This is a genomic window from Microbulbifer sp. ABM4_008, assembly GCF_056311705.1.
Window position 1 is genome coordinate 2,581,966 of sequence record NZ_CM149970.1, and the last position, 25,450, is coordinate 2,607,415.

The 25,450-nt window shown below is 47.0% G+C and carries 22 protein-coding genes; 8 read left to right on the plus strand and 14 right to left on the minus strand.

The window, feature by feature from the left end; translation table 11 throughout:
- Positions 1-413: 413 nt before the first annotated feature.
- From ACYX4J_RS11080 to ACYX4J_RS11095, 4 genes are all read right to left on the minus strand, one after another.
- On the minus strand, positions 414-1,262 hold the full coding sequence (locus tag ACYX4J_RS11080; protein WP_476178631.1) for a hypothetical protein: 849 nt from the start codon (positions 1,260-1,262) through the stop codon (positions 414-416).
- Between the two features lie 273 nt (positions 1,263-1,535).
- A complete protein-coding gene (locus tag ACYX4J_RS11085) occupies positions 1,536-2,390 on the minus strand; it encodes an alpha/beta hydrolase family protein (RefSeq protein WP_476178632.1) in 855 nt (284 codons plus the stop codon).
- Positions 2,383-3,318, minus strand: a complete 936-nt coding sequence (locus ACYX4J_RS11090; RefSeq protein ID WP_476178633.1) for an alpha/beta fold hydrolase — start codon at positions 3,316-3,318, stop codon at positions 2,383-2,385. Before ACYX4J_RS11090 ends, ACYX4J_RS11085 begins: the two co-directional genes overlap by 8 nt.
- A 127-nt stretch (positions 3,319-3,445) precedes the next feature.
- Entirely contained in the window at positions 3,446-4,306 is an 861-nt protein-coding gene (locus tag ACYX4J_RS11095) for a LysR substrate-binding domain-containing protein (protein WP_476178634.1), read from the minus strand.
- A gap of 230 nt (positions 4,307-4,536) precedes the next feature.
- Here ACYX4J_RS11095 and ACYX4J_RS11100 point away from each other — a divergent pair, with 230 nt between their 5' ends.
- Together ACYX4J_RS11100 and ACYX4J_RS11105 are read left to right on the plus strand one after the other, a co-directional pair.
- The gene (locus tag ACYX4J_RS11100; protein WP_444908172.1) at positions 4,537-5,712 is read left to right on the plus strand and encodes a thiolase family protein; all 1,176 of its coding nucleotides are present in this window, start codon (positions 4,537-4,539) and stop codon (positions 5,710-5,712) included.
- A gap of 11 nt (positions 5,713-5,723) precedes the next feature.
- Positions 5,724-6,161, plus strand: a complete 438-nt coding sequence (locus ACYX4J_RS11105) for a cupin domain-containing protein (protein WP_444957820.1) — start codon at positions 5,724-5,726, stop codon at positions 6,159-6,161.
- A 39-nt stretch (positions 6,162-6,200) separates the two neighbouring features.
- Here the strand turns inward: ACYX4J_RS11105 and ACYX4J_RS11110 are convergent, their stop codons facing one another.
- From ACYX4J_RS11110 to cadR, 3 genes are all read right to left on the minus strand, one after another.
- Positions 6,201-6,605 carry an acyl-CoA thioesterase gene (locus tag ACYX4J_RS11110; RefSeq protein WP_444913153.1) on the minus strand — a complete coding sequence of 135 codons (405 nt, stop codon included), beginning with the start codon at positions 6,603-6,605 and terminating at the stop codon, positions 6,201-6,203.
- A 104-nt stretch (positions 6,606-6,709) separates the two neighbouring features.
- Positions 6,710-7,546: a metallophosphoesterase gene (locus tag ACYX4J_RS11115; RefSeq protein WP_476178635.1), complete on the minus strand. Its 837-nt coding sequence runs from the start codon at positions 7,544-7,546 to the stop codon at positions 6,710-6,712.
- Between the two features lie 21 nt (positions 7,547-7,567).
- Entirely contained in the window at positions 7,568-8,002 is a 435-nt protein-coding gene (cadR, locus tag ACYX4J_RS11120) for a Cd(II)/Pb(II)-responsive transcriptional regulator (RefSeq protein WP_444897465.1), read from the minus strand.
- A gap of 77 nt (positions 8,003-8,079) precedes the next feature.
- Between cadR and ACYX4J_RS11125 the strand changes: the two genes are divergently transcribed.
- Positions 8,080-10,266, plus strand: coding sequence for a heavy metal translocating P-type ATPase (locus ACYX4J_RS11125; protein ID WP_476178636.1), 2,187 nt, complete (start codon positions 8,080-8,082; stop codon positions 10,264-10,266).
- Positions 10,267-10,281: 15 nt separating this feature from the next.
- Here the strand turns inward: ACYX4J_RS11125 and ACYX4J_RS11130 are convergent, their stop codons facing one another.
- The 3 genes from ACYX4J_RS11130 to norR all read right to left on the minus strand — a co-directional run bounded on the left by ACYX4J_RS11130 (position 10,282) and on the right by norR (position 13,215).
- On the minus strand, positions 10,282-10,992 hold the full coding sequence (locus ACYX4J_RS11130) for a hypothetical protein (protein WP_476178637.1): 711 nt from the start codon (positions 10,990-10,992) through the stop codon (positions 10,282-10,284).
- A 346-nt stretch (positions 10,993-11,338) separates the two neighbouring features.
- On the minus strand, positions 11,339-11,620 hold the full coding sequence (locus ACYX4J_RS11135) for a hypothetical protein (RefSeq protein WP_444897468.1): 282 nt from the start codon (positions 11,618-11,620) through the stop codon (positions 11,339-11,341).
- Between the two features lie 23 nt (positions 11,621-11,643).
- A complete protein-coding gene (norR, locus tag ACYX4J_RS11140; RefSeq protein ID WP_476178638.1) occupies positions 11,644-13,215 on the minus strand; it encodes a nitric oxide reductase transcriptional regulator NorR in 1,572 nt (523 codons plus the stop codon).
- Positions 13,216-13,386: 171 nt separating this feature from the next.
- On the opposite strand from norR, the gene ACYX4J_RS11145 reads away from it, so the two are divergent.
- The 4 genes from ACYX4J_RS11145 to ACYX4J_RS11160 all read left to right on the plus strand — a co-directional run bounded on the left by ACYX4J_RS11145 (position 13,387) and on the right by ACYX4J_RS11160 (position 17,920).
- Positions 13,387-13,638: a hypothetical protein gene (locus tag ACYX4J_RS11145; RefSeq protein WP_444894013.1), complete on the plus strand. Its 252-nt coding sequence runs from the start codon at positions 13,387-13,389 to the stop codon at positions 13,636-13,638.
- A gap of 447 nt (positions 13,639-14,085) precedes the next feature.
- Positions 14,086-15,351, plus strand: a complete 1,266-nt coding sequence (locus tag ACYX4J_RS11150; protein WP_282932988.1) for a glycosyltransferase family 2 protein — start codon at positions 14,086-14,088, stop codon at positions 15,349-15,351.
- A gap of 5 nt (positions 15,352-15,356) precedes the next feature.
- Positions 15,357-16,382 carry an HlyD family secretion protein gene (locus ACYX4J_RS11155; RefSeq protein WP_444913159.1) on the plus strand — a complete coding sequence of 342 codons (1,026 nt, stop codon included), beginning with the start codon at positions 15,357-15,359 and terminating at the stop codon, positions 16,380-16,382.
- A 305-nt stretch (positions 16,383-16,687) separates the two neighbouring features.
- Positions 16,688-17,920, plus strand: a complete 1,233-nt coding sequence (locus tag ACYX4J_RS11160) for a TackOD1 domain-containing metal-binding protein (protein ID WP_413662142.1) — start codon at positions 16,688-16,690, stop codon at positions 17,918-17,920.
- A gap of 49 nt (positions 17,921-17,969) precedes the next feature.
- Here ACYX4J_RS11160 and ACYX4J_RS11165 read toward each other — a convergent pair whose 3' ends face one another.
- The gene (locus ACYX4J_RS11165; RefSeq protein WP_476176606.1) at positions 17,970-19,610 is read right to left on the minus strand and encodes an acetolactate synthase large subunit; all 1,641 of its coding nucleotides are present in this window, start codon (positions 19,608-19,610) and stop codon (positions 17,970-17,972) included.
- Positions 19,611-19,914: 304 nt separating this feature from the next.
- Between ACYX4J_RS11165 and ACYX4J_RS11170 the strand changes: the two genes are divergently transcribed.
- Positions 19,915-21,804, plus strand: coding sequence for a potassium transporter Kup (locus ACYX4J_RS11170; RefSeq protein WP_476176607.1), 1,890 nt, complete (start codon positions 19,915-19,917; stop codon positions 21,802-21,804).
- Between the two features lie 195 nt (positions 21,805-21,999).
- Here ACYX4J_RS11170 and ACYX4J_RS11175 read toward each other — a convergent pair whose 3' ends face one another.
- From ACYX4J_RS11175 to ACYX4J_RS11185, 3 genes are all read right to left on the minus strand, one after another.
- The gene (locus ACYX4J_RS11175) at positions 22,000-22,827 is read right to left on the minus strand and encodes a DUF2059 domain-containing protein (RefSeq protein ID WP_476176608.1); all 828 of its coding nucleotides are present in this window, start codon (positions 22,825-22,827) and stop codon (positions 22,000-22,002) included.
- Between the two features lie 116 nt (positions 22,828-22,943).
- Positions 22,944-23,735 (minus strand): penicillin-binding transpeptidase domain-containing protein, encoded by a 792-nt coding sequence (locus tag ACYX4J_RS11180; RefSeq protein ID WP_444897471.1) that lies wholly within the window; start codon positions 23,733-23,735, stop codon positions 22,944-22,946.
- 290 nt (positions 23,736-24,025) lie between these two features.
- Entirely contained in the window at positions 24,026-24,928 is a 903-nt protein-coding gene (locus ACYX4J_RS11185) for a prohibitin family protein (protein WP_444897472.1), read from the minus strand.
- Positions 24,929-25,450 lie beyond the last annotated feature (522 nt).

Genomic DNA, 25,450 nt, shown 5'->3' on the forward strand with positions numbered 1-25,450 from the left:
AACTTCACCAATCGAACTGCCAATACTGCCAAATTGAACTTTTTGAGTTTTAACTGAGCTACTGCTGGAATTTAACAAATAAATATATGAGTCCAGAGGAGCATTGAGAGCTTGTAAATACCCCGCCAAAGACAAACCTTTTGAAATCACCGATAAATACCTGCAACCTCTCTACAGGAATAAGATTTTTGTTAAGGCACAACTTACAAAACGTCTTATCACCTAATGAAAGTTAATACTTGATAGGTAATGCTATGACTGTTGTATGCAGTCAAGCAGGCTGGAGTAGTCACCAGCTAGCTCACTCACAGATAATGACCGAAGAAACTTCTCTCCAACCTAGAATGATTACATTCTTTGATTTAATGCTTGACCTAATTTAAGTGCAATTTCAAAATTGTTTTTGGATTAGCTTAATCAATAGATAACTGTCTTTGCCATTTACAATCAGTGGAAGTAGTAAAGCTCGGCCCCCTATAACCTAACAACAATAACTGGGCACGAAGTTGATCAATGGCAACTGGAGTAGGCCGATAATGACCAGAACAAGTGTTAACGAAAACTATCTTTCCACCCTCCGCCACGATCTCACCCGCTGCTGCAACACTATCTCCTGCCAGAAACGTCGAATGAGCAAAGACTGGCTTTGGGTAAAAGTAACTTGAATATATATTCCCATTCTTATCCATAACATAGATAGCGGCTCTACCATTATAATCTTCTGCCTGTTGTGCACGCCTAGTATCAAAAAGCTCACCAGTAGAGTCATAAATCTTCCCGTCCATCACCGATAGTTTCGTCCCCTCTCGCTGGGCATCTGTGTAATAAATAACATATGCAGGACACATATATTTAAATTTTTTAAGGCACCTTACATCTTCACCCTTGTATTTTGAATGAAGTTCAAAAAGCCTGTAGTTTTTTATTTTTGAATTACCATGTACCGCAACACTAGAGCTACTTTCATTAGCCCTATTCGTATCGTTCATAGTAAGAATCCACTGGGAGATTCCTTCTGGTGCACATCTGCTCGCATTAACCCCATGGTAATTACATGTATTTTCACCTGACCAACAGTCAGTTGGTCTAGGCAATACACTATTGGAAAGACCTATTTCCATTAAGTATTCTGGTGTTTCATTTACATTTCTGCTCTCAACTATAAATGCCCTATCACGATAAGCCATACCGCTTGAGGGCTGGCCACAATAGAGCGCAGTCAAAAGTACGGCAATTACTTTCTTTAGATTCTTAACGACCATTAACGGCAACTCTTTCGCAACTGAAAAGGACGGGAGAATACAGTGGTCTCAAAACGCGCTGTAAATAGGTGTTTATAAGCTTTCAGCCGGCATCTATGCCTATATTGTCCCGCACGCACTGTATTTTCCTTCGCAAATTTAGGTTTTTCAGTCATCAAAACCCACTCTAAGAAGAACACCCAAGACTAACCAGCAGGACCTGATACAGAAGAGTAAATAGTATGACGAGTGGGGCGACTTCCAAATCAAAATAGAAATGGTCCCCCTAGATGCTCAAGCCGCAGCATTCAACCAACCTAAAGTGTCCTTCCACAAACTATCTTCGTAGCGCGCCTTGAAGAAACCAAAATGACCTATTGGCTTTGTATCCACGGCTTTAGCATTCACAATCTGTATTTCAGTATTTGCATTACAATAGAACGCCTTGAGAGCCTTCACAGCCTGCAGTGGAGCAAAATCTATATCATCATCTATGTATAGAAACTTCATATTGCACTCTAGACGGGAGAAGCCATCTCGTACGGGCCTACCTCTCTGGTCGACAATATAGTCTTTATGGCGCCCCCAGTAGGCCCACTGCCGAGCAATACCTGCGGGTAAACTCTCACCTCCGAGGAAAAGGCCTGGAACCTGCCCCAAAATATTTGATAAGAGCGGAATCATAGCGAACCATGCAAACAATATTTTGGGCCTCTGACGCAATCCCCAGTGACCCCAATACCCGCTTTGGGAGGATACACAGTAGACACTAGCAAGTTGGGTATTGTTATCTGCGAAGCCAATAATTTGGCCCCCTACACTATGCCCCACACAATGCCAGGTTAGCGTTTTGTATTGGCTAGTAGACCAATCGATAACAGCGGCCAAATCGTACTCTCCCCACGAGCTCATAGATAGTCGAGAGTCTCGTTGATTGGCAACCGCAGACTTACCTATACCTCGATAGTCATAGGTCACTACCAAGTAGCCATTCTTAGCCAGGAATTTTGCAAATTCAGCATAATAGCCCTGCTTGACCGCAGTAGCCGAATTTATGATTACCCCCGCTTTAGGCAGACCTTTTGGTGAAAATAGCGTAGCCCCGAGAGATAGGCCATCCTGAGTTACTATTCGACATTCTTCAATCATTACTTGAGACCTCCATATCTTGGTCTAATACAAAATTTATGAGAGGACCCAGCACCACATCCGGAGCCTCCAGCTCAGGGAAATGTCCAGCTTCTGCTATGCGTAGTAGAGAGGCCTCCGGGATCATATTCAAACTTGAATACTTACAAGTACATTTATGAGAAAGGTCCCGCTCCCCCCAAAGAAATAAGGCTCTCACTGTTAAGGGTTTGGAGAAAAGAGTACCCTGCAAAGGAGATTCGCCGACTAATAATCGTTGAAAAGCTGACGCCAGATTAAAAGTTGCTCCATGTTGGTAGGCTTGTTGGGCCAATTCATTAAACGGTGTGATTAGCTCACTCCTCCCTAGCGCAGCTTCAAACCAGGCAAGTGTTCGCTTACGTTTCAGAGCTTTTAGCAACAGCTGACTTAAAATTGGCTTGCTCAGCAATCCTCGTGGATCTCTCCCCTCCTTCCATCTCAACATTTCTCCCCAGCTCGGTACTTGAGATAGCACTATGTGGTCAAGCAAATCTGGGCGCTTGTATGCAAGTGCAATTGCTCCAAAGCCGAGTACGCATGGAGCAACAAGCGTCACACATCCAAGGGCAAGGTTTTGTAAAAACACCTCGGTAAGGCTAACCAAAGATGCAAAGTTATAATCAAGACTCGTTGAAGGAATGGAAAAACCAAAGCCAGGTGGTTCAAATATTACAACGGTGAAATCACTTGGAACTTGGCTTACAAGATAGTCATAATGCTCAATAACAACTGGCGGATCTGCTTCAAAAACAATTACACGGCTGCCTCGCCCTATCTTTCGATAGCGAATCACACAAGAGCCCAAATCCATAAACTGAATACCATCTCTTGAGTGAGCTGCGTACCCTTTAAGGGTTTGACTTTTAAGCAAACTCGGCACAAAGCCATCTATAACTGCCGATATCATACTCTGGCCACCTGATTACTTTAGATACTCAATCAGATAATCCTAGGGAAGTGACAACACTGCGGCAAATGGGTTTTTCCTTAGGCTCAGGCAAGAAAATCTTGTCTGGGAAAATAAAGCTAGGTGATTAACCTTCTAGGGAATGGACAACTTCTATAAACCAGCGAACAAATCCTTCAATAATTTCGTTACCCTCCAATGACTTGCTAAAGACAAGATACAAAGGAGCCAGCTCACTGAATTTTTCAGGGTAGAGTAGTTCAAGCTCTCCAGATCTGACTTTAGGCGTTAGTGCGGGAAAGTATCCCATTGCGACTCCCAACCCTTGCTCGGCCATCTCGAGTACGGGTTGTAAGCCATCACAAGTCAGCGTCTCATTGAATTCAACTGATAAGCCCCAATCTGCCGACCATCTTTGCCAACCCAGCTTATCTGTAGACAATTGGATCTGATTTGCTCGATCGCTCTTCAAGTAACCCGGCGCGCAAACCGGTGAAATTCGCACCCTTGAGATCTCCCGGTAACACAAATCATCATTCGACTCCTTGTCATAACGTATAGCAACCTGCAGCTCGCCAGGGTCTATGCTGGCGCGGGCGATTTGAGACTCAATACTAATACACACTGTGGGGTATAGCGCTTTAAAGGATTTGATATTTGGGACGAGTACTGTATTGGTCAGAAATGGAATACTGTGGATGGTAAGTGTTTTACTTTGATCCCGCGCAAGTAAATCCAAAGTTGCCCGTCGAATCACTTCCAGTGCCTTGGCAATTTTCAGATGGTATTCCCTACCAACACCCGTAAGTTCAATAGTTCGATTGAAACGAATAAATAGCTTGGCTTGCAACTCCGCCTCCAGCGTTCGTATCTGGTGCCCAACAGCGGAGGGTGTTACATGAAGCTCTTGTGCAGCGTCCTTGAAGCTTAGGTGCCGAGCGGCCGCATCAAAGGTTACCAGCAAGTTAGTCGAGGGAAGTTTCCGCATGAAGAATACTGTGATGCCATACTATTATTTTGTGAATGGCAGATTATCATGGGTACTACAGGCTCCCTCAACGTGTTAGCTGCCAAAATTGAGGAGAATCTAGCCCAAAACAACCCCTCCCGTTGGAGCGGTTACGCTTGAAAGCAGCTCCAAACTCACCTCCCTCCTGCAAGCCCCTCTATCTGATCTAATGTAAACACATCCCCTCCCCGATCGTGTGAGCTACACCCATGAGAGATGTCGCCGTTGTTGCCTATTGCCGAACTGCCATTGCCAAAGCCAGGCGGGGTGCGCTGAATGAAACTCACGGTATTTCTATGGCTGCCCATGTCCTGAGGGAGGTGGTTTATAAGGCGGGTTTAACGCCACAGGAAGTGGAAGACGTTGTGTTGGGGTGCGGCTTACCCGAGGGGGCTACTGGGCACAATGTCGCGCGCAACGCGGCACTATTTGCCGGCTTTGGGTCTCAAGTGCCAGGGTTTACTATAAATCGCTACTGCGGCTCTGGCCTCAACGCGGCTTCTATTGTGGCCAACCGTATTGCCGCAGGCGAAATGCAAATTGGGGTGGCCGGTGGCGTCGAGAGTATCAGCCTGGTGCAGTTCAACTTGAACCTGAACCATTTTGTCTATGAGCCCTTGCAAAAGAAAGTGCCGGCAGTTTGGTGGACCATGATCCAAACGGCCGACTATGTCGCCGATCAATACAACATCAGTCGCGAAGACCAGGATCGCTATGTGGTTGAATCACAAAAGCGTGTTGCCGAAGCTCAAAAGGCCGGAAAGTTTGCCGAGGAAATCACGCCGTTTGATACAGTAATGGCAGTGAAAGATAAGGAGAGTGGCGAAACTAATCGCCTGAAAGTCACCTTGTCAGAAGATGAAGGCCCCCGCCCCGGCACAACCATGGAAGCCCTCTCTGCGCTGGAGCCCGTAAACACGGGGGGGACGATAACTCCCGGTAATGCGTCCCAATTATCCGATGGGGCCGCAGCGGTCGTCATGATGGATGCTGAACTGGCAGCGCAGAGAAACCTGCCTATTCTGGGGCTGTTTCGCGGTATGCAGCTGGGAGCGGTAGCGCCAAAAGAGATGAGTATTGCGGTAGCGCCAGCGGTCAGTCGCCTTATGAAGCGCCACCAACTCACCCAGGATATGATTGACCTTTGGGAGCTACATGAGGCTTTTGCCGTAACCACCCTATACAACCAAGCTGAACTCAAAACCCCTTGGGACATTACCAATGTTAATGGCGGTGCTATTGCGCTCGGCCACCCCTACGGTATGTCGGGCATCCGCTATCTGGGTTCAACCCTGTTAGAACTGGGCCGGCGCGACGCCCATCGGGCAATTATTGGTGTCTGCACTGCCGGCGGTATGGCGACGGCTGCTTACTTAGAGCGATAAGGAATCAGCCCATGAACACCTGGAAGCCTATGGCTGCCCTAGTATTATTGCTACTGCTCCCCTTGGTGGGTTATCTACAGGAAAATATGCAGGGGGTAAAATTTGACACACTGGTAGAAGCGACCAAGGATTGGGCCGGAGATACCCTACCCCAATATCCAGAGGGGCAGCCAGAGCTCTCTGTGGTGCGTGTGACAATTGAGCCCGGCGCACGGCTACCAGTGCACAAACACCCCGTACCTAATAGCGTCTATGTTGCCGAAGGCATTTTAAAAGTTACCCTCGTTGACCAGGGTAAAAGCCTAACTTTGGATGAGGGGAAAGCCTACGTTGAAGTCACCGATATGTGGCATTTTGGGCGCAATGAAGGCGACAAGCCGGCGACACTTATCATTTTTTACGCTGGTGCTAAGGGAATTCCGACAACGGTCTTTCAAAAAGATAATTAGGAAGCACCCTACTCTAATAACTTGCCAATGAATTGGCAGCTAACTGACGCGCAGCAGGGCCTCTCTAAGATAGCCAGGTAATGGGGTCTTTAGCTTTTCAGGGGATGACAGGGTGACATAGGTAATATTGGCGGTGAACGCTAGTATCCCATTATCCAAAAAGCCTTTCGTTTGAAACGTAAAAGAGTGATTACCAATATCCGCAACAGAAACATGGATACTTAATTCTTGATCCCAGGTTACAGGGGATAGAAATTCCAGGTTAAAAGCTCTTACAGGTGTAAGAAAACCCAGTTGTTTCATTCTGGCGATAGCAGGCCCTTCAAGCAGAACAGCCATTGCATCATGAGTTGCCTCAAGTGCAAACGATGAGAACCTTGGGGTGTATACGATTCCCTCGGGATCACAATCCCCGAACAGTACTTTTCGTTTGACTGTTATCATCGTATCAACCCGATATTTCTTATCTGGGCTGGAATTATATGTGAAGGTCCCCGCTCCATTCCTACCAAACCACCTACCCAAATCCATCATTGAGAGATCAAACCTCAAGGACCAAATATGGATAATACAGTTACTTCTGGTGGCACCAGGAAACGTACTGGCAAAATACTGGTCCCTACCCCAGGGCTTACATAGAGGTGTTTATCACCTTCAACAATATGCCCAATAGCAAAACGCTGCCCGTAACTTGAAGGTACTATGGGCCGCCCAATAAACGGCAAGTAGACCTGGCCCCCGTGAGTATGCCCGGCGATAGTCAATGACAGCTCCGCAGGCAGTTCGGGGAAAATATCCGGATTATGAGTGAAGGCCAATATCGTCTCACCTTCATCTATCCCCTGCATTGCTTTTTTAACATCGTGAGGCCCCTCCCAAAAATCACTGATTCCCACTAGTCGTAATTTACATACGCTACTAACCAGACTTACTGACTTATCCTCAAGCACTGAAATTCCCTGGTTTTCAAGGGATTGCTCAACCCGCGCTGCATCAAGCCACCAATCATGATTTCCCAATACGGCAAACACCCCCATCGGGGCCTTGAGTTCTTTAAGAATTCCCGCTGCATCCTCCGGCGGAACGAATTTACCTCCAACAACCCCCTGAATAACAAAGTCACCGGGTAGGAGAATAAGGTCGGGTTGGCTTTTATTAACAGTCTCAACCAGGTTTTGTAAGCTCTTCCGCCCCTTGTAAGGGGAACCTACATGCAGGTCAGCAAGTATCGCGACCCTTAGCCCGTTACATTCCTTTGGCCAGGTATCTACGACAATATCATCTTCATTAATTCGGAAACTTGCAGGCTCAACGATAAATGCCCATACGGCCAACAACAAACCAATACAAAATAATACGATAAAAGTTATACGCCACTTACTCAAAACAAGGCCCAAAATTTACGACTAACACTCATTATTATTTGCCGGATGGCCATGACAGCTACAATCTGTCAGCTCCCGCATAATGTCACAGGCATTAATTGCCTGGCCACCCTCACATCGATTGCGTAAATCTACCAAGCTTTTTCGCAACTGCTTGAGCGATTCCAGTTGTTTTTCGACTCGTTGAATTTGATCATCAACCACGCTATCAATATCAGTGCAGCTTTGCGATGGAGCCTCTTTTAATCTCAACAGGTTGCGAATATCCTCGAGGGGGATATCCAGAGAACGACAGTGGCGAATAAAACGCAGTTGTTCCAGGTGAGACTCTGAATAGAGCCGGAAATTACCCTCTGAGCGAGCGGGCTCTGGCAGTAGCCCTGCCTGCTCGTAGTAACGAACCGTTTCCACTTTGCAGCCCACTCTCCTGGCAGCTTCACCAATTTTGTAAGCCATGCCACTCCCTCTTGACTCTATAGTTACTAGAGGGATTGTAATACTGGCTCACTGACTGATCTATCCGAGAGTGAATAATGGTCAAGCGCGATTCCAGCTGTGGCTGCAGCGAGGCAACCCAAGCCGCAACCATGACGCCGATTCAAAACACCAATAACAACAGCGACAAAGGTGACCTGTCCCTGTTCTCCATCAGCAAGATGGACTGCCCCACTGAAGAAGGGTTGATACGCGCCAAGCTCTCTGGCATGCAGGGAATTTACCAGCTGGACTTTAACCTGGTGCAGCGAATCCTACAGGTGCGCCACGCGCCCGGTATGGAGAGCAAGATCCTCAACACTCTGACCCCTCTTGACCTGGACGCACGCCTGGCCACCGAAGATGACATCGATTCCGCGCCACCTACCACCCATGCAAACTGGTGGTTATTGGGCGCTGCCGGTTTGGCGGCAATTGCCTCCGAGGTCGTATTCTGGTTACAGGGGGGGAACAATTGGCTGGTAATGATACTGGCCCTGGCCGCTATCGCTGGCGGCGGACTCACGACCTACAAAAAGGGCTGGATTGCACTCAGCAATCGCAACCTGAATATGAACGCGCTGATGTCCATCGCGGTCACCGGCGCCCTGCTTATCGGTCATTGGCCCGAAGCGGCAATGGTGATGGTGTTATTCACCCTGGCAGAATTAATTGAAGCCAAATCCCTGGATCGTGCCCGCAATGCGATTCGGGAGTTGATGGACCTGGCCCCGGAAACCGCCACTGTACAGGGGCCAGATGGCGAGTGGGCTTCCATGTCAGCCAAGACTGTTCCGGTTGGCACAACCATTCGGGTGCGCCCCGGCGAACGTATCGCTCTTGATGGGGAGGTAATACGCGGCAATTCAGCAGTAAACCAGGCCCCAATTACCGGGGAGAGCCTTCCGGTAGACAAAGGCCCTGGAGATGAACTTTTCGCCGGCAGTATCAACGAATCCGGGGTACTCGAATACCAATCTACGGCAGCTGCCAACGATAATCTGCTCGCCCGAATCATTCATGCGGTGGAAGCCGCACAAGGTAGTCGCGCACCAACCCAGCGCTTTGTCGACCAATTCGCCCGCTGGTATACGCCCCTGGTATTTGCAGTGGCACTGGCTACTGCGGTAATACCGCCGCTGCTTTTTGCCGGCAGCTGGATGGAATGGATCTATCGCGCACTCGTGTTACTGGTAATCGCCTGCCCCTGCGCACTGGTGATCGCAACTCCTGTCACCATCGTAAGCGGCCTGGCATCGGCCACCCGCCACGGAATCCTTGTTAAAGGCGGGGCCTACCTTGAGCAAGGGCGCCACCTTCGCTGGTTGGCATTGGACAAGACAGGAACCATCACCCATGGCCTGCCAACCGTCACGGATTTTAAAGTGATAGCGCCAATGCCCGCGGAAGAGGTACAAATTCTGGCGGCAAGCCTTGCCGAACACTCCGATCATCCGGTATCCAAGGCCGTATTGGGTTTTGCTCAAATTCCCCACGGACGTCTGCATGAAGTGGATACTTTTGAAGCCCTGGCCGGGCGCGGTGTCAGGGGTAGGATTCACGGGGATCAGTGCTACCTGGGTAACCACCGACTTATTGAAGAATTGGGCATTTGCTCCGTCGATCTGGAGCGAGAATTGGGAGCCCTTGAGGAAGAAGGGAAAACTGTTGTGATACTGACCCGGGGAAACTCCATATTGGCAATATTTGCCGTCGCCGATACCGTGAAGGAATCGAGTCAGCACGCCATTGAAAGCCTCCACAAGTTGGGCGTGAAAACACTGATGCTTTCCGGGGACAACCAACACACAGTAGATGCTATTGCCAAACAAGTTGGCATAGACCGGGCTGAAGGCAACCTATTACCGGAAGATAAGCTGCGCATGGTGGAGGCCTTGTCTGGAAAGGGCCAGGTTGGCATGGTTGGCGATGGCATTAACGATGCCCCCGCCTTGGCCCGTGCTGATATCGGGTTTGCGATGGGAGCAACGGGAACCGACACAGCGATAGAAACCGCTGATGTGGCCCTGATGGACGACAATCTGGGCAAGATCGCCACCTTTATCCAACTATCTCGTTCAACTGCCCACATTCTTTGGCAGAACATTATCTTGGCGCTGGGCATAAAAGCGGTCTTTCTAGTGCTTGCTTTTGCCGGCGAGGCAACCATGTGGATGGCTGTTTTTGCCGATATGGGGACCAGTTTGTTAGTAGTCTTTAATGGGCTCCGAGTGATGAGAAAATAATCAATCCTACTCAAGTTAGTCAGTGCTGGAGAGCGGCACCTCTAAGTTATTCTTAGCATTGATCACAGCACTGATTAATTCCGCCGGCTGATCAACTCCAATATAAATCCGTCTTACCTGCCCAACTTGCCTGTTTAGTTCGATAAGAATATTTGGATTACCGGAAAAGTTAAATCGTTTTACAGCTTTCGACCTTGGAACGTAACCAGAGCTTTGGGTAATAGAATGGATATCACTTAGACAAACATTCTTCTGATTAAAGAGGCCAAACCTTACTATGAGGTAGTCATTATTAAGAGATATTGGTCTACGCCCCATTGACCTATATTCAGCAACCAAAAATAGAAGCCCAAACAGAGTTAAAAAGCTGATAATATTTGCTGCCATTGGCGACCAAATAAAGTGTAAAAGGAGATGTACTATTGGCAGTTCGAATAAAATAATAAAAATGAATCCGAGAGCAGTAGTTTTTGCTCCAGCCTTCAAATGATAACTAAAATGCTTACTCCCATGATATTGGCTTGGGTCAATGCGATGACCAAGGAACGTGAACATCCAAACACGGGCCTCGAACTCCAATATTTGTGCTAACACTCCCCCACCGGTATATTTCTCCACTGACGAGCGTATTGCGATATCAGGATCGTCATGGTTGATAGTTGCCGCCCCAATTGCCGAACACATTGTAGCTATAGCCGTCACTTCAACTATAACCAAACCTGCCAATAGCAAGCATCTCCCCATCTCCAGGTATGGCCAAAGGACTTTACTTTGATTAGGGATAATGTAACTTCCAACCAATACTACCAGGCTCCCAAAGACCAGTATTTTTAGCAGTGCGTCCCGCTTATTTTCGGAACAAATTAAACACAGAATAGGTAAAATAATAAGGCCATCTATCAGTAGCAACCACTCGTAATTAGCGCGACCGTAATCATTTAGGGGGGCCGTTAGAGCTATAGTATAATCCCCAAAAAATGGAGATAAAGATTAGAAATAGAAGTGGAATTTTTTTAGCGCCGCGTTCATTGCTTACCCTAACGAAAGAAGTGCAACGAGCAAAATCACAAACCTAAAGCTGTGACCTCAACCAATCTTTGAATTTGATAATACCGCGTGCAACCAAAAAAGGAACTAGAAACTGGCCACTCATCTGCAGCGCAAACTTTGGCCAGAAATCTATTTCTTCAGAGAAGAATGACAGTACAAGATTGCCTGGAAATAAAAATGTACCGAAATACGGCCATCCCCCACCAATAATTTTCCAGTTATACGCAAATGCCAGTAAGCCGATAGTCAGGGAAATTACCCCTACAACCAGCGAAAACCGTAATCCTTTATCGCTAATCAACATTGCAACTCCTTGCTTCATATAGGTTACTTACTTCGAACTACCTCTTTCTTGATGTAAACACCCAATCTTTTAGCGAGACGCACCAAGTTCCCTCGGTCTACGGATAGTAATTTGGCCGCTTTACTCCAGTTCCCATCGGTCTCAGCCAGGGCACGCCCAATAAGTTCGCGCTGATAGTTTTCCGTTTCCACCCTTAAATCAATAGCCTCAGACAGCGACTCTACCGGTTTCTGCGGAGCCTTCTGAATAACCAGATCATCGGGAATTTCAATTTGTGCTGTAGTAATGGCAACAATAGCTTCTGGAGAGCTACCTTTGCGGGCCCTAAGGGCTGCGCGGCTGATAATATGTTCCAGCTCGCGAACATTACCCGGCCAAGCGTATCGCTGTAGCTTATTGGTGGCCTCTGAACTGAGACGCAACTGACGAAAACCCAGCTTCCTGCGGGAGCGCTCCAAGAAGTAGTCTGCCAACAGCAGGACATCATTACCCCTCTGGCATAGCGGTGGGACTTCAAGGGGATATACAGAGAGGCGGTGGTAGAGATCAGCTCGGAAAGTACCGTTTTCAATCCCTTTGCGTAAATCCCTATTAGTCGCCGCTACAATACGAACATCTACATGCTGTACCGTATCCTTACCTACCGGCTGAATCTCACCACTTTGCAATACACGCAACAGCTTGCTCTGCACCACAAGCGGTAACTCGCCAACCTCATCCAGGAAAATAGTGCCGCCGTTCGCCAGTAAAAATTTGCCGGGCCTCTCGCGATCTGCGCCAGTGAAGGCCCCTTTTGAATGGCCAAAAAGTTCAGCTTCCGCCAGGGTTTCAGTCAGGGAAGCGCAATTCAGATAGACTAAGGGCTTCTCCTTGCGAGTCGACAACCTGTGGACGGTACGGGCCACCAGCTCTTTCCCCACTCCCGTTTCACCGAGAATCAGCACGTTGTAATCCGACCCAGCCACGAGCTCTATCTCACTGCGCAGGGACTGCATTTCCGCGCTCTCACCAATTAATTCACCTCCATCTCGCTCCAGAGCCTGCTGGGTCAGGTCTTTCACCAATTGCTCGGCATGCTCAGCGGAGTGTGACAGGGCCTTTAGCTCTAAAGCTGTGCGTAAAGTGGCCGCAGACAGCGCGGCTATCAGCTCCAGGGTTCGATCACTGATTCGGGCATAGGCATCCGCAGACATGCTATCCACTGTTACCAGACCAATCAGATGGTTATCTGAATAAAGAGGCAAGCCCATACAAGAGTGCACGGGAAGATCTCCCTCCCTATCCAACAGCAAACCATCGAAGGGATCTGGTAGCTGACAGTCAGAGGGGAAGCGGACCGGGTGTTCCGAGGCGCAGATTTGCGCTAGCCGTGGATGCTCATCAATCAGGAATCGCCGCCCCAGAGTCCGTCGGGCAAGCCCTTGGACTGCGAGAGGGGTGAGTGTATCGCCGTTGAGCCCAAGCAAGGCAACGGCATCGCATTTGATCGCTTTGCGGATAGTAGACAGCAGGCGCTCAAAGCGATCGCTGTTGTTAAGGCTGTTAGCCAGGTCCAGAGCCACTTCGAGCAGTAAGGTTGCGTTGGTATCTACCATAGCCAAATCAGTCCAAAAGACCTTTTAGAGTCATTATGACACAGCAACCATAAAGGTCAATTTGACACACAAACACCAAGAATAAGCCGTAAATCCTTGTTTTTATTGGTATTTATATTTGGCATAGCAGTTGCTAAAGATAGATTGACGCCGTTTGAACCTGAGGCCGATATGCTGAATACGGAAAACCCCTTACTGCGTGAGCGTTTCAAGCTTCTGCTAAAAGCCGGTAACTTTACGCTGCTTCTGTCAGTTCCCCTGCTGATTCTGACAATTGTTATTTGCTACCCCCTATCACACCTGTTTTCCATTCCCGCGCAAGTCGCAGGACATATCTTTATGGTGATTAGTGCGACGTTTCTAAAACTGGGCTATATAGGTCGTGTGGTTGCTCAATACAACCTGGACCTTGAGGTTCGATAAAGGCTGAACCGCCGCCTCCGAATTCCCCCTTCCTAATAGCAGCGAATAAATCAACCCAGAGCCCCTGCTGGCTCTGGGGTTCAGCATTGCCCGACACCTCAAACCACCGTGGACTATACTGACAGTCTCAGAGATAGCATTTCCTTCTAGGAAGACTTATGGCTGCCCCTCTGGTTGAGCCAAGGTCTCTTTTACAGGCTCTATAGCATAAAGGGCCAAAGTCAGGGGGTATCAAAATTGGGCTTAGCCTTTACAAGTAGTGAGCTGATAGCCCTTACCAGTGATTGGAAGCCAAGCGTAAGACCAGCCTTCCATGCTCGCCCCCTAGTCCACCCAAGCGAAGTGCCGCAAGACACTCGCTGTTCTCCAAATAAGATCACTACCACATCACAGATAAGTAACAGCAATAGCCGGGGCCTGTATTCGCCTATTCAGGAGCAGACCTAAATGTGGGAAATGATCGATGATGGAATTACTTTCTTTGCCACTCAGAGCTACGCCACCCTCTTTACAATGTTTTGGATTGTCGTGGTGCTGGAGTTCCCCAGATATTTAATGTCGTTTTTTACCTCTGTATTTTTTTTCGCCTCCAAACCTGAATTTGAAGAAGATATAGAGTCTTTAGGCAGACTCACAGCGGTAATCGCCGGCCACAACGAGGAAAATTCTATTGAAAAATGTGGCGAGCGATTACAGGAACAGAGCTATATCCCCTATGAAGTGATCGCGATTAGCGATGGCTCCACAGATAAAACCCGGGACGATATTCACTACCTGCAAAATAAAGGTCGCTTGGATGGCGCTCATGCAACAGAACTGCGTGGAGGCAAGGCCTCAGCCCTTAATTTAGGACAGAGATTTTCAACAGGCGACTTTATCGCCTCAATTGATTGCGACTGCACCTTCGATCGCCACGCTATGAAATATGTAATGCAAGGCTTTGCCGATCCCAGGGTTGGCGTGGTTTCAGGTAATGTAATTGTCCGAAACTCCACAGAAAATATACTCAGCTCATTCCAGGCCATTGAATATGTAATCAGTATTTGCTTGGGGCGACACTCTCTAGCGATGCTCGACCAAATGTGTTGTGCCTCCGGTGCCTTCAGTGCTTTTAGGGTATCCGCAATGAATCAAATTGGCGGCTTTGATGCCGGCGGAGGAGAAGACTTAGATATCACCTTTCGTTTGCGGGATTACGGTTGGAAAGTGGAGTTTGCACCTGAGGCGATTTGTTATACCGATGTTCCCACCAGCATCACCGTTCTAATGCGCCAGCGCTTTAGGTGGGAGCGGGATGCTATTCGTCTTCGCTATCGCAAGTACCTGCATTTTATTAATCCGTTCCGCCAAGGAATGCAGCTAAAAGAGTTTTTTCACCAATATGAATTCCTGGTTTTCAATGTTATTGCCGCAATAGCTTTACCAGTCTATTTAATCTGGCTATTCGTGCGTTATGGCGAAAATGCCTGGTTTATTTTGGCTGGGGCCCAGGTTGTATTAATTGCGCTCGATACAATTACCTTTGCTTTAGCCTCTTATGCGACTCCAAAAGTTAAATCACTTCCCCTTTGGCCTTATATTCCAGCTTACAGCATCTTTTATGTAAACTTCATGAGAGTTGTTCGACTCTACGCATATGTGCAGGAGTGGATTTTTAGAACATCCTATAAAGATTCTTTCGCACCACTAAAAGTCCATCGTGTTCGCGAGTAGTTTTTATGAAGGCTCTGCGAAAACGATTACGCCCTGATAGTTTCGAAAGTGAACAGCGAAAAACCCGGGGTTCTGCAAGCCGTCGAATATACTTAGCCATGTTAATCCTATTTGGTATTGGCGTTATTCGCTATATATGGGGTGACTGGTTTCTACTGCGAAGCGATGGACTGGTGTTGCGCGATCAAAGCGTTATTGAAATGGGCTACTTGGTAAAAGTAGTAGAGGTTGCCGTAGATGAAGGACAAGCTGTTAAAGAGGGCGAACTACTCTTAAGGATTGAATCAATGGAGCTACTGGAGCGAATCGCCGATCTCTCCACCCGCCAAGCTAACCTAATACAGATTTCTGCTGAATTCACTTTATTGGCAGAGACTGCTAAAAAACTACTCACTCCCGCCAAGGAGCGTAAAGTACAAATTGGCCGAATCGTAGATAGAATCAATAAACTTGCAAATAAAGGAGTAGTCAGCGAAGTCGGTTACCAAGATGTATTGAAAGATAACTTCGAGGCCAGTGAAACCCTGGTAAAATTACAAGTTGAAAGCGCCACCCTGGAAGGAAAACGTAGATCTGTTGATGAGGCAATTTATCGCTCCGAACAAGCGCTAAGAAAACTGGAGGAGCATTACAATAACGGTATTATTCAAAGCCCCACTTCTGGTCTAGTTGGGGCTTCAGTCCCCCATGTCGGCAATGTCTATGATGCTGGGGAGCCCCTTATGTCTATCTACACCGGGGAAGCCTATGTCCTAGCCTATCTACCCAATCAATATCAATTCGTGATCAAGCCTGGAATGGAGGTATTGGTTACTGGTGGACGCTTTAAAGACAAAGGGGTACTAGTAGAAATGATCCCCCTCTCAGCCGCACTACCCCAGGAGTTCCAAAATACATTTAAGCCCACATCGCGTAATCAGTTAGCGAAAATAGTCTTACTTGACCCATCAAAATTTCCGGTGAACGAGAAAGTTACCATAACCCTAAAGATTGACTGGATTGATGTCATTATTGATAAATTTATCAATTAACTCCCCCCAGATGACGACTACCTTTTATGTCATACGGTTATTCCTAATTCCTGCCAGGGACGTAGGGCACCTATCCCTGCCTATTGCCAATTTTTCACCTATCTTTTCTTAAATACTCAACAATCTATTCAGTTAAAGGGACGCCATATACACCACAGGTTACACAGTTACGTATAACTGGCATGAAATAAGCTAAAACACTCATTTAATCTTTCAAGCGCCAAAAGTTATATAGGCGTGGAGGAATCAGTATCTCCTTTCTAAGTGACGAATATAGCTTTTTTCGCTGGCCCGGTGACTCTAAGGTGACATCGCATACCGGTGAATCCAAAGACGCTATTTTGATTGAGGAGCCAGCATCAGTAGATGACCTGACGCATATATGGCATATGCGTGGTGGCTTGTATCTACTCCCGGTTATTGATCTCACTGGAACAGTCGGCGAGAAGGCAGATCTGGATTGCTCAAAGCTTAGTGCGCAGGATATGCCCGTTGTGAGCCAGGTTATTGACGACTTTCACTATCGGCGCGCGCAAGTCCACCTGGATTTCCACACCACTCAGAAAGATAGCGACAAAATACTAGCGCGATTATTTGTATCTGGCGTAAGTCTCTCGCCGCACTATAGCCCCAACTCCAAAGCGACTGTTGATTTTAATATTATCCTCGATAGCCCGACGGTTGTGACGGAATGTGAAAAACTGATCGAATCAGGATTTCTACAGGGCAAGTTTTTCGATCGACGCCATATCTGTAACGGCTGTGGAGGTTCCCAGTTTAATGTCCGTGAAGAGTGCGCGGTATGCAGATCCTCTAACCTTACCGAAGACTTCTATCTGCACCATTTCAGCTGCGCCTACCTGGGGCGTGAAGCTGACTTCAGGGAAGGTGAAGACCTGATATGCCCAAAATGCCGCAAGGAGCTTTTGCACTTTGGCAGTGACTACGACAAACCCGGCACCTTGCTTATTTGTAATGCTTGCGGTCACGCCAGCTCAGAAGTGGAGATAGGTTTTTTGTGCCTCAACTGCCAGAAAGATACCGACAGCGAATCCATACGCACCGGGGACATTCACAGCTACGACATTACGGAACGCGCCAGTAGCTACCTAAGAGCTGGCTATGCATTTCTCGATTTTACTGACCATAACCCTATGTTCGCTGACCTACCCTTCACCCTGATCGTAGAACTCAACCAGGCGGCAAGAGCCTGGAAAGAGAACAAAACAAATTTCTGCTTGGTGAATATCAACTACGAACATGCTCATGAACTCGAAGTCGAGCATGGGCCCCGACAAACAATGCAGAGCCGCCGCCAATTCATAGAGAACCTTCATGGAGTTTTATGTAGAGCTTACGAAGGTATACGGAAAGAGGACTTTATTACCGGGAAATATGAGGATTATATGGTTCTGCATGGTATCGCTAAGGAGGACATTCTCGAGGACCGAAGGGAAATGATCAAGATTGCCATGTCCTCCATAAGGCTGGATATTGGCCCCTACTTTAAAGTACTTGGGCCCGAGGAGCTTGTTTAAAAGAAAGCCGCCCCCCTGTCACAACCACCTTACCCGAGCCGGCTAACGCCTACAACTTACTCGATAACTCCCTAATTTCATGGTTCAGGATACGGTCGTTGTGACTGTAATCCACGGGCACATCCACGAGATGGACCCCACCCGCCCTACAGCATTTTTCTATCATCGGCTTAAACTCATCCGTGGCCGTTATTCTGTGGCCATGAGCACCATAGGATTTTGCATAGTCGACAAAATCAGGGTTACCAAAATCCAGACCAAAGTTATCAAACTCCATCATGGCCTGCTTCCACTTGATCATACCGTAGGCATCATCGCGCAAAATAAGTACGATAAGGTCAAGCTTTAATCGAACTGCCGTTTCAATCTCCTGGGAGTTCATCATAAAGCCCCCATCCCCACAAATTGCGACCACACGGCGGTCTGGGCACACCAACTTGGCAGCCATTGCCGAAGGCAAGCCCGCCCCCATCGTTGCCAGTGCGTTGTCGAGCAGCACGGTATTCGGGGCTAAAGCAGGATAATTCCGCGCGAACCATATTTTGAACATGCCATTATCAAGCGCAATAATGCCCTTCTCCGGCATCACTTCGCGGAGATCCTTTACCAGTCGCTGCGGACGAATTGGGAAAGTGGTGGTATTTGAGCCCTCCTGGATGTGCTTTTGAAGCGCGGCACGGATACGGTGCGCATCGGTAAAACTCCAGTGATCCTGGGGTTCCAAGTGCTGGTCCAGCTGCCACAAGCTGTTGGCAATATCGCCGACCACCTCTATTTGCGGGAAGTAGACTGGATCCACCTGCGCTGAATTGAAGTTGATATGTACAACTTCCGGGCCACCGGGACGCATAAAGAAAGGCGGCTTTTCTACGACATCGTGGCCCACATTGATAATCAGGTCGGCCTGCTCAATGGCCCGGTGAACAAAATCCCCATCGGATAGCGCGGTATTTCCAATAAAATGCGGGCCCGATTCATCGATTACTCCCTTACCCATCTGAGTTGTCACCACCGGAACACCCAGCTTGTCGACAAACTTGCGCAACATTTTAGCGGTTAATTTACGGTTTGCACCTGCTCCCACCAACAGCAGTGGTTTACGGGATGCCTCAATCGCTTCTGCAGCTTTGCGCACCGCCTTTTCTTCGGCAATTGGCCTGCGGTTATAGCTGGGCTCCAAAACCGGCATGGTGGAGTGTTCACGGGCAATATCTTCGGGGAATTCCAAGTGGGTTGCCCCCGGCCGCTCCTCCTCTGATTGCCGGAAGGCTTCTCGGACATGGGCTGGCACATAGTCTCCACCCACAATGGTCTTGGTGAACTTGGTCAGGGGGCGCATCATGTCAACAATATCAATAATCTGAAACTGCCCTTGCTTGGAACTTTTGATAGGTTTTTGACCGGTGACCATCACCATCGGCATTCCACCGAGCTGGGCATAAGCTGCGGCAGTCACCAGATTCGTGGCCCCCGGACCTAAAGTAGACATACAGACACCTGGCTTGCCCGTAAGCCGACCATAGGTGGCAGCCATAAAACCGGCACCCTGCTCATGGCGCGTGACAATTAGTTTTATCTTTGAGCCCCGCAAAGACTCCAGCATATCCAGGTTTTCCTCACCAGGAATCGCGAAGATATACTCAACACCCTCTTTCTCTAGGGCACGAATAAAAAGGTCCGATGCTTTCATTGGGGAGGCTCCTGTAGTCCCACCTTACTAACAATAAGATCCCCGCCAAAAGAGCCGTTTTTATAACTGCCTGACACGATTGCTCATTTACGCGGATACCTCTCTTACATCTCACTTTATCGGCTCGTAAGTTTGCACCCTGCACAGTAGCTCACATGGTGCCTTAGCAATGTATTGCTAAGATCAGTCTCAGGGAAAATTAATTTCTTGCGCGCTGATACCCACCATCCAATTGATGACAGCAAACTCCCTGATAAGTATTAAATCACTGCCTTTGTATGACACCGGATGATAAGAGTTGCAAATGGAATCTCGCTCAGAAGGCGCAAGAAAACACTGGGTTCTATCACTTGCCGCTCTCGGGGTTGTATTTGGTGATATCGGTACCAGCCCTCTCTACGCCTTTAAACTAATTTTCCACCCCCGGTTTGGAATTCCCCATAACACCGAGACCATTATTGGTGGGGTCTCTGCTGTCTTCTGGGCACTTACCCTCATTGTCACTATTAAGTACGTCTTATTGGTAATGCGCCTGGACAACCGAGGGGAAGGTGGGATCATGGCGCTGATGACACTGGCCCTGGAAGCGACAAAAGGGCGAGAATTATTAAGAAAGCTTATTATCGGTGGCGGGATCTGTGGGGCGGCACTATTTTTTGGTGATGCCGTTATCACACCAGCCATCTCAGTTCTCTCCGCAGTCGAAGGACTGGAGATAGTCAATAAGACTCTAAAACCGTTTATCCTGCCAATTTCTATCGGCATACTCTTTGGATTGTTTTTTGTACAGCGCTTCGGTACCGAAACCGTGGGGAAACTGTTCGGCCCGATTACCGCCATCTGGTTCTTAGTTTTGCTGCTCGCGGGCCTTTACTGGGTGCTCCAGAACCCTGTAATCCTCCACTCCATTAATCCCCTGCATGCTGTGAGCTTCCTCACTAACCATGGCATGGCTTCATTCTGGATATTAGGTGCAGTGTTACTGGTGTTTACCGGAGGAGAGGCTCTATATACCGACATGGGGCATTTTGGACGCATGCCTATAAGAATTGCCTGGATAGGTTTGGTGTTCCCCGCCCTGGTGTTGAACTATATGGGACAGGGCGCTCTACTGATTAGTGACACCTCTGCGGTAGACAACCCCTTTTACCGGATGTACCCGGACTGGTCGCTCTACCCAATGATTATTCTTGCAACTGTAGCAACCTGCATCGCTTCCCAGGCCTGTATCTCAGGGACCTTCTCCCTGACAAAACAAGGAATCCAACTTGGCTTGATGCCCCGTTTTGCCATCCGGCACACGTCATCAGCACTCGTGGGACAAGTTTATATGCCCGGGGTCAATTACCTATTAATGACAGCGGTAATACTGGTGGCAATTCTCTTTGGAAGCTCAGTCCACCTGGCTAGTGCTTATGGTGTGTCAGTGAGTGGCGCAATGTTGATTACCTCCTGCATTGCAGCAATCGTGTATCGCCACTACCTCAAATACAATCTGATAATTTGCCTGGCTGTCGGCTCATTCTTTGCCTTTATTGATTTTGCCTTTGTTACTTCAAACCTGGCAAAGATTGGCCACGGGGGGTGGTTCTCTATAAGTTTAGCCGCCTTTATTGCGATGCTGATGATTACTTGGAGAGATGGAAAAAAAGCAATAAATTGTTACTTGCAGGGTAAGAATTATAAATTGGAACCCTATTTAAACTCACTTTTTGATAATCCCCCATTACGAGTACCTGGAACTGCAATATTTGTGGGAACCAATCAACTCTTTGTACCTCATGCCCTGATATATAATTTGAAACATAACAGTGTCCTTCACGAAAAGAACCTTTTCCTAACCGTTACGTCGGCCAACACACCAAAAGTACTCCCAAAGAACCGAGCAATCATTAGCAAGATAAGAGAGGGATGTTTCAGGCTAATCTTACGCTATGGATATATGGAACGCCCAGATGTCGAAGGGGCCATAAATAAACTCAACAAAATGCACCTTTTGGATATAGATCCAAGTAAGTCTTCTTTCTTTACCTGCCGATACAATATATTTCCTGTTAAAGGTGGCTATAGCAAAATGGCAAATTGGCGAGAGCGGATCTTTGCTGCAATGGTAAGGAATTCAAGCAGTGCTATTGAATATTATCGTATCCCGGCTAACAGGACTGTCGAAGTACAAGAGAATATAATGATCTGAATTGACAAGCTATTTTATCAAATAACTGACGAGCTTATGAAACTCACCTTAGAGTATAGAGAGAAATAGTTAAAACATGCTGATCATACCAGCCTGCTTCCTTTACGGCTAATATGGAAGCAGGCTGTAGGCCGAGGAACCCCTAAATATCTAATTAGAAAGCACAAAGATATTCAGGAGCTCCCTACCCCATAATCAGTTCGCTTCACTCTTAAGTATAGAGGCCATATCACCGGACCAACGGCCGATTACTTGTGTTAGAGCTTTATTTAGCCCTGCCATTGAAGAGGAGTTGAATTTTTTAGCTTCTGGTTGGCTCAAGAACTCCTCATATTTCGCTAGGCTTGCATCGTCGAATCCTTGATAAGTTTGCACGAAAGAGAGAGTTACAAATTGCTCAACATTTTGACGCATCTGGGGCTTCATTGCCTCCATTTGTGCCTTATAAGCATCTAGATTGATCTCTTGGCCGGGAGCCATCACTGCCATCACTGCGGAATAGACAGCAATACCCGTAGAGACCTGCATCTCCATCGCTATATCGGTAGCACCAACGAGCTGATCAATACGAGTTGCCATTTCAACGCGCTTTGTGTCAGCCATCAACTGCTGTGCATTAGCCATCAAATTCTGGAATGCCTCTTCAGAGCTTCCTTCCTCTTCAGCCTTAGTAATTTTCTTACCGATATCTGACTCATACCAAGCCAATAAGACCTCAACATCTTTATCGGTCAGAGAAGTACTCAGTGACGAGCGCACTTCTTCCATAATGATGGACGGTAAAATTGTATTATCTGCACTTTCAAGAATCTTTTGCAGTTTATCCTGAGGAATTGGTGCACCTTGCTGTACGCCTTCCGCAAATCCAGATTTTACTAGCTCAGGAAACCCCTCAACCTGCTTGGTGAAACCCGATACAAGCAGAAGCTTATCCAAATTGGCTACTTTATCGGCGGCCAGGCATAATGAGCAAAAGGTGGTGATAAATAAAGCAAATATAACTTTTACAGTTTGAGTTCCCATAGGAAGCCCCATATGAAAGTGAATTTGATCGCCATTATGCCGATTGACTCCCAACAATCAATCAAAAAGCCCTAACCATTGCAAAACAGACGTACCACAGCTTTGCTATAAAGAGCCTAAATAACCCCCAACTCAGATAGTTTCTTTCTGGCAATTTCAATTCTTTTCTTTTGTACTTCCCGAAAACTGCTGCCATCTATGTTAATCGCAAAATAATGAATATTGTTATTGGACTCTACAATTCCAATATACCAGCCTAAAGCCTTATTTTTAGCTATTGGCCCTCCTCCTGTTTTTGCATATAACTTATAGGTATCAGTCTCCTCTACCAGCATCACTTCTTTAATTTTATCTATAGCTGACTGCGATACAGGTAATTGACCAGTAAATAAACGTTCCAGGAAGTCTACCTGCTCCAACGCGGATATTTTGATACTCTCATTGAGCCAGAAGGTATCAATACCAGACGAAGCATCCCGATTACCATAATTAAAACCTGCCAAATACTGATTCATTCTCTTCGCGCCAATCTCCGTTGCTAATTGCTGATAGATCGGAACCGCTGAATTTTGAAATGCTTCGCGAATTGTCAAAGGTCTTTCTGACCAGATTGTAGGCCACCACCCTTTAGCCGGGTATTTGTCATGATTATAGGTTAGCTCTTGTAACAGGTTCTCAACTAAACCCAAGTCAAGTGCAATAAGGGTATTTGGAACCTTAAAAGTAGAGAATGGTGTGAACTGCCTGGCTGCCCTCTCCCTATTAATTACCGTATATTCTGAGGTCCGACTATTCTTGAGCACAAAAGTACATAACTTGCTACATGAGCCCCCATCTTCTGCAATCACCGAGTTGCTGACACCAAAAACCAATATTGCAGCAGTGATAAACCATATAAAGTGTTTCAACCGGAATCTCCTTGATTTAGAGTGCGTAATACCCGAGGAACATCAATAAATTTAATCCGGATAAACTGGGTAATTAGCACACCGAAAAGTACCTTTCGGGTATTGGGAGGAGTTACTTGGCAAGTCAAGTAACTAAGAGACTAACAAACAGTCCTTATTAAGTAATAACTGTACCATCATTTAGAATTTAGGAAATACTGCCAACTGAACAAACTAGGCTTGGCGTTTCCTATTGATAAACGCCAAACCTTTTGTGTAAAAAGCGAGCAAAAATCTAGCTTTGGGCCATCTTAATTTCTGCGGTCTGAGTTATTCCCCATATCCCACAGAATTGGCTGATCGCCACCCATAATCGTTGAAGGCATTTGACCATTCCATTGCTGCGCGCGGATATATTCAACCAAGGTATGGTTTCTGGCAATCGCATCAGCTTTTGCTTTAATCGCTGCGGCTTCCGCTTCCCCTTTCTCCAGAATCGCAAAAGCTTCCGCCTCGGCCTCTACACGAATCTTATGGGCTTCACCATCTGCTTTAGCTTTGGTGGCATCACGGCGCGCATTAGCAGTATTCACCTCACGTTGCGCTTCCAGTTTTTGACGTTCCAATTTATGCTTTTCGGCAGCCGCCAGGTTCAACTCTGTCTGCTTGGTTTCAATAGATTGGATGTACTTGGGAGGCAAGCTGATGCTCTCAATCTGTACATCTCCCAATTCCATAGGCAACCCCTTGGTTTCCTCCTCCAAGAGTTCCTCAATACGTCGAATTGCTGCATTCCGGTTCTGGATAATCTGCTCTGCCTTGAATTCAGCCAAACCAGCTTTACTGGCGCTTCTCAGCCTGGGATCGAGAATCCGCTGTTCAAATTGTTCCAAACCGCCATATTGCTTATACAAATCAATGGCTGCACTGCGAGTTACCGTCCAGTTCACCGCAGTCACTGCTTTTAACGGCATTTGTTCTGCAGTGGCGGCATTCATCGTCTCAACATTTTTCCGGGTTCTTACTTCGATTTCGACCACATTGTCCATAAATGGGACTTTCGTATGAATTCCAGGATCAACCTGTGAGATTGCCTTACCAAATCGCTTTACAATTCCTACGTGCCCCTCGTCAACCGTGAAAACAGTCCCCATGGCGATAGGAATAATCAGTAATGCAACACCAGCGAAAATTCCCTTCTTAAGATTTTCCACAAACTTTCCTTTAACTACTTACATCCAAAAACGGTTCTTAACTTCAAAGATGAATACATAAGCGGATATTCTTTAATCCCTATATTTCTAAACCAGAAGGGAGTACCAAATAAGCCCCACTAAAATTCACTCAAAATGACCCGCAGGATGATATAGATAATTTTTCAATAAAAAAAGTATGACGTTTCACTTCCACATATCAGTGGAACGAACTCTTTGAACCGTAATATAGAAGTAAGCTTCAACTATCCAACCGCGATCTTGTTTGTAGATATTTAGCGCACAATAAAATCGCATTCGCAATTTCAAATGCTAGATATACGAATAAAAACCGCCTTTTAAATTTGATCAAATACTTGAAGAGACACGTATACACAAAAATATATGTCAAAATATTTTTGGCCCTTCATGAATAAAAGATATAGGAGAGATACGCCTAAAACCACTACCAGATGAGCACTTATTACTTATGCAAATCCAGCTATGCCTCACCTAAGCAAGAATTGTGCGCCCGATAAAGCC

What these genes read in the sequence shown, in the direction of transcription:
- ACYX4J_RS11080 (WP_476178631.1), bottom strand. Translation starts at nt 1,262, where the DNA reads ATGGTCGTTAAGAATCTAAAGAAAGTAATTGCCGTACTTTTGACTGCG.
- ACYX4J_RS11085 (WP_476178632.1), bottom strand. Translation starts at nt 2,390, where the DNA reads ATGATTGAAGAATGTCGAATAGTAACTCAGGATGGCCTATCTCTCGGG.
- ACYX4J_RS11090 (WP_476178633.1), bottom strand. Translation starts at nt 3,318, where the DNA reads ATGATATCGGCAGTTATAGATGGCTTTGTGCCGAGTTTGCTTAAAAGT.
- ACYX4J_RS11095 (WP_476178634.1), bottom strand. Translation starts at nt 4,306, where the DNA reads ATGCGGAAACTTCCCTCGACTAACTTGCTGGTAACCTTTGATGCGGCC.
- ACYX4J_RS11100 (WP_444908172.1), top strand. Translation starts at nt 4,537, where the DNA reads ATGAGAGATGTCGCCGTTGTTGCCTATTGCCGAACTGCCATTGCCAAA.
- ACYX4J_RS11105 (WP_444957820.1), top strand. Translation starts at nt 5,724, where the DNA reads ATGAACACCTGGAAGCCTATGGCTGCCCTAGTATTATTGCTACTGCTC.
- ACYX4J_RS11110 (WP_444913153.1), bottom strand. Translation starts at nt 6,605, where the DNA reads ATGATAACAGTCAAACGAAAAGTACTGTTCGGGGATTGTGATCCCGAG.
- cadR (WP_444897465.1), bottom strand. Translation starts at nt 8,002, where the DNA reads ATGGCTTACAAAATTGGTGAAGCTGCCAGGAGAGTGGGCTGCAAAGTG.
- ACYX4J_RS11125 (WP_476178636.1), top strand. Translation starts at nt 8,080, where the DNA reads ATGGTCAAGCGCGATTCCAGCTGTGGCTGCAGCGAGGCAACCCAAGCC.
- ACYX4J_RS11135 (WP_444897468.1), bottom strand. Translation starts at nt 11,620, where the DNA reads ATGTTGATTAGCGATAAAGGATTACGGTTTTCGCTGGTTGTAGGGGTA.
- norR (WP_476178638.1), bottom strand. Translation starts at nt 13,215, where the DNA reads ATGGTAGATACCAACGCAACCTTACTGCTCGAAGTGGCTCTGGACCTG.
- ACYX4J_RS11145 (WP_444894013.1), top strand. Translation starts at nt 13,387, where the DNA reads ATGCTGAATACGGAAAACCCCTTACTGCGTGAGCGTTTCAAGCTTCTG.
- ACYX4J_RS11150 (WP_282932988.1), top strand. Translation starts at nt 14,086, where the DNA reads ATGTGGGAAATGATCGATGATGGAATTACTTTCTTTGCCACTCAGAGC.
- ACYX4J_RS11155 (WP_444913159.1), top strand. Translation starts at nt 15,357, where the DNA reads ATGAAGGCTCTGCGAAAACGATTACGCCCTGATAGTTTCGAAAGTGAA.
- ACYX4J_RS11165 (WP_476176606.1), bottom strand. Translation starts at nt 19,610, where the DNA reads ATGAAAGCATCGGACCTTTTTATTCGTGCCCTAGAGAAAGAGGGTGTT.
- ACYX4J_RS11170 (WP_476176607.1), top strand. Translation starts at nt 19,915, where the DNA reads ATGGAATCTCGCTCAGAAGGCGCAAGAAAACACTGGGTTCTATCACTT.
- ACYX4J_RS11175 (WP_476176608.1), bottom strand. Translation starts at nt 22,827, where the DNA reads ATGGGAACTCAAACTGTAAAAGTTATATTTGCTTTATTTATCACCACC.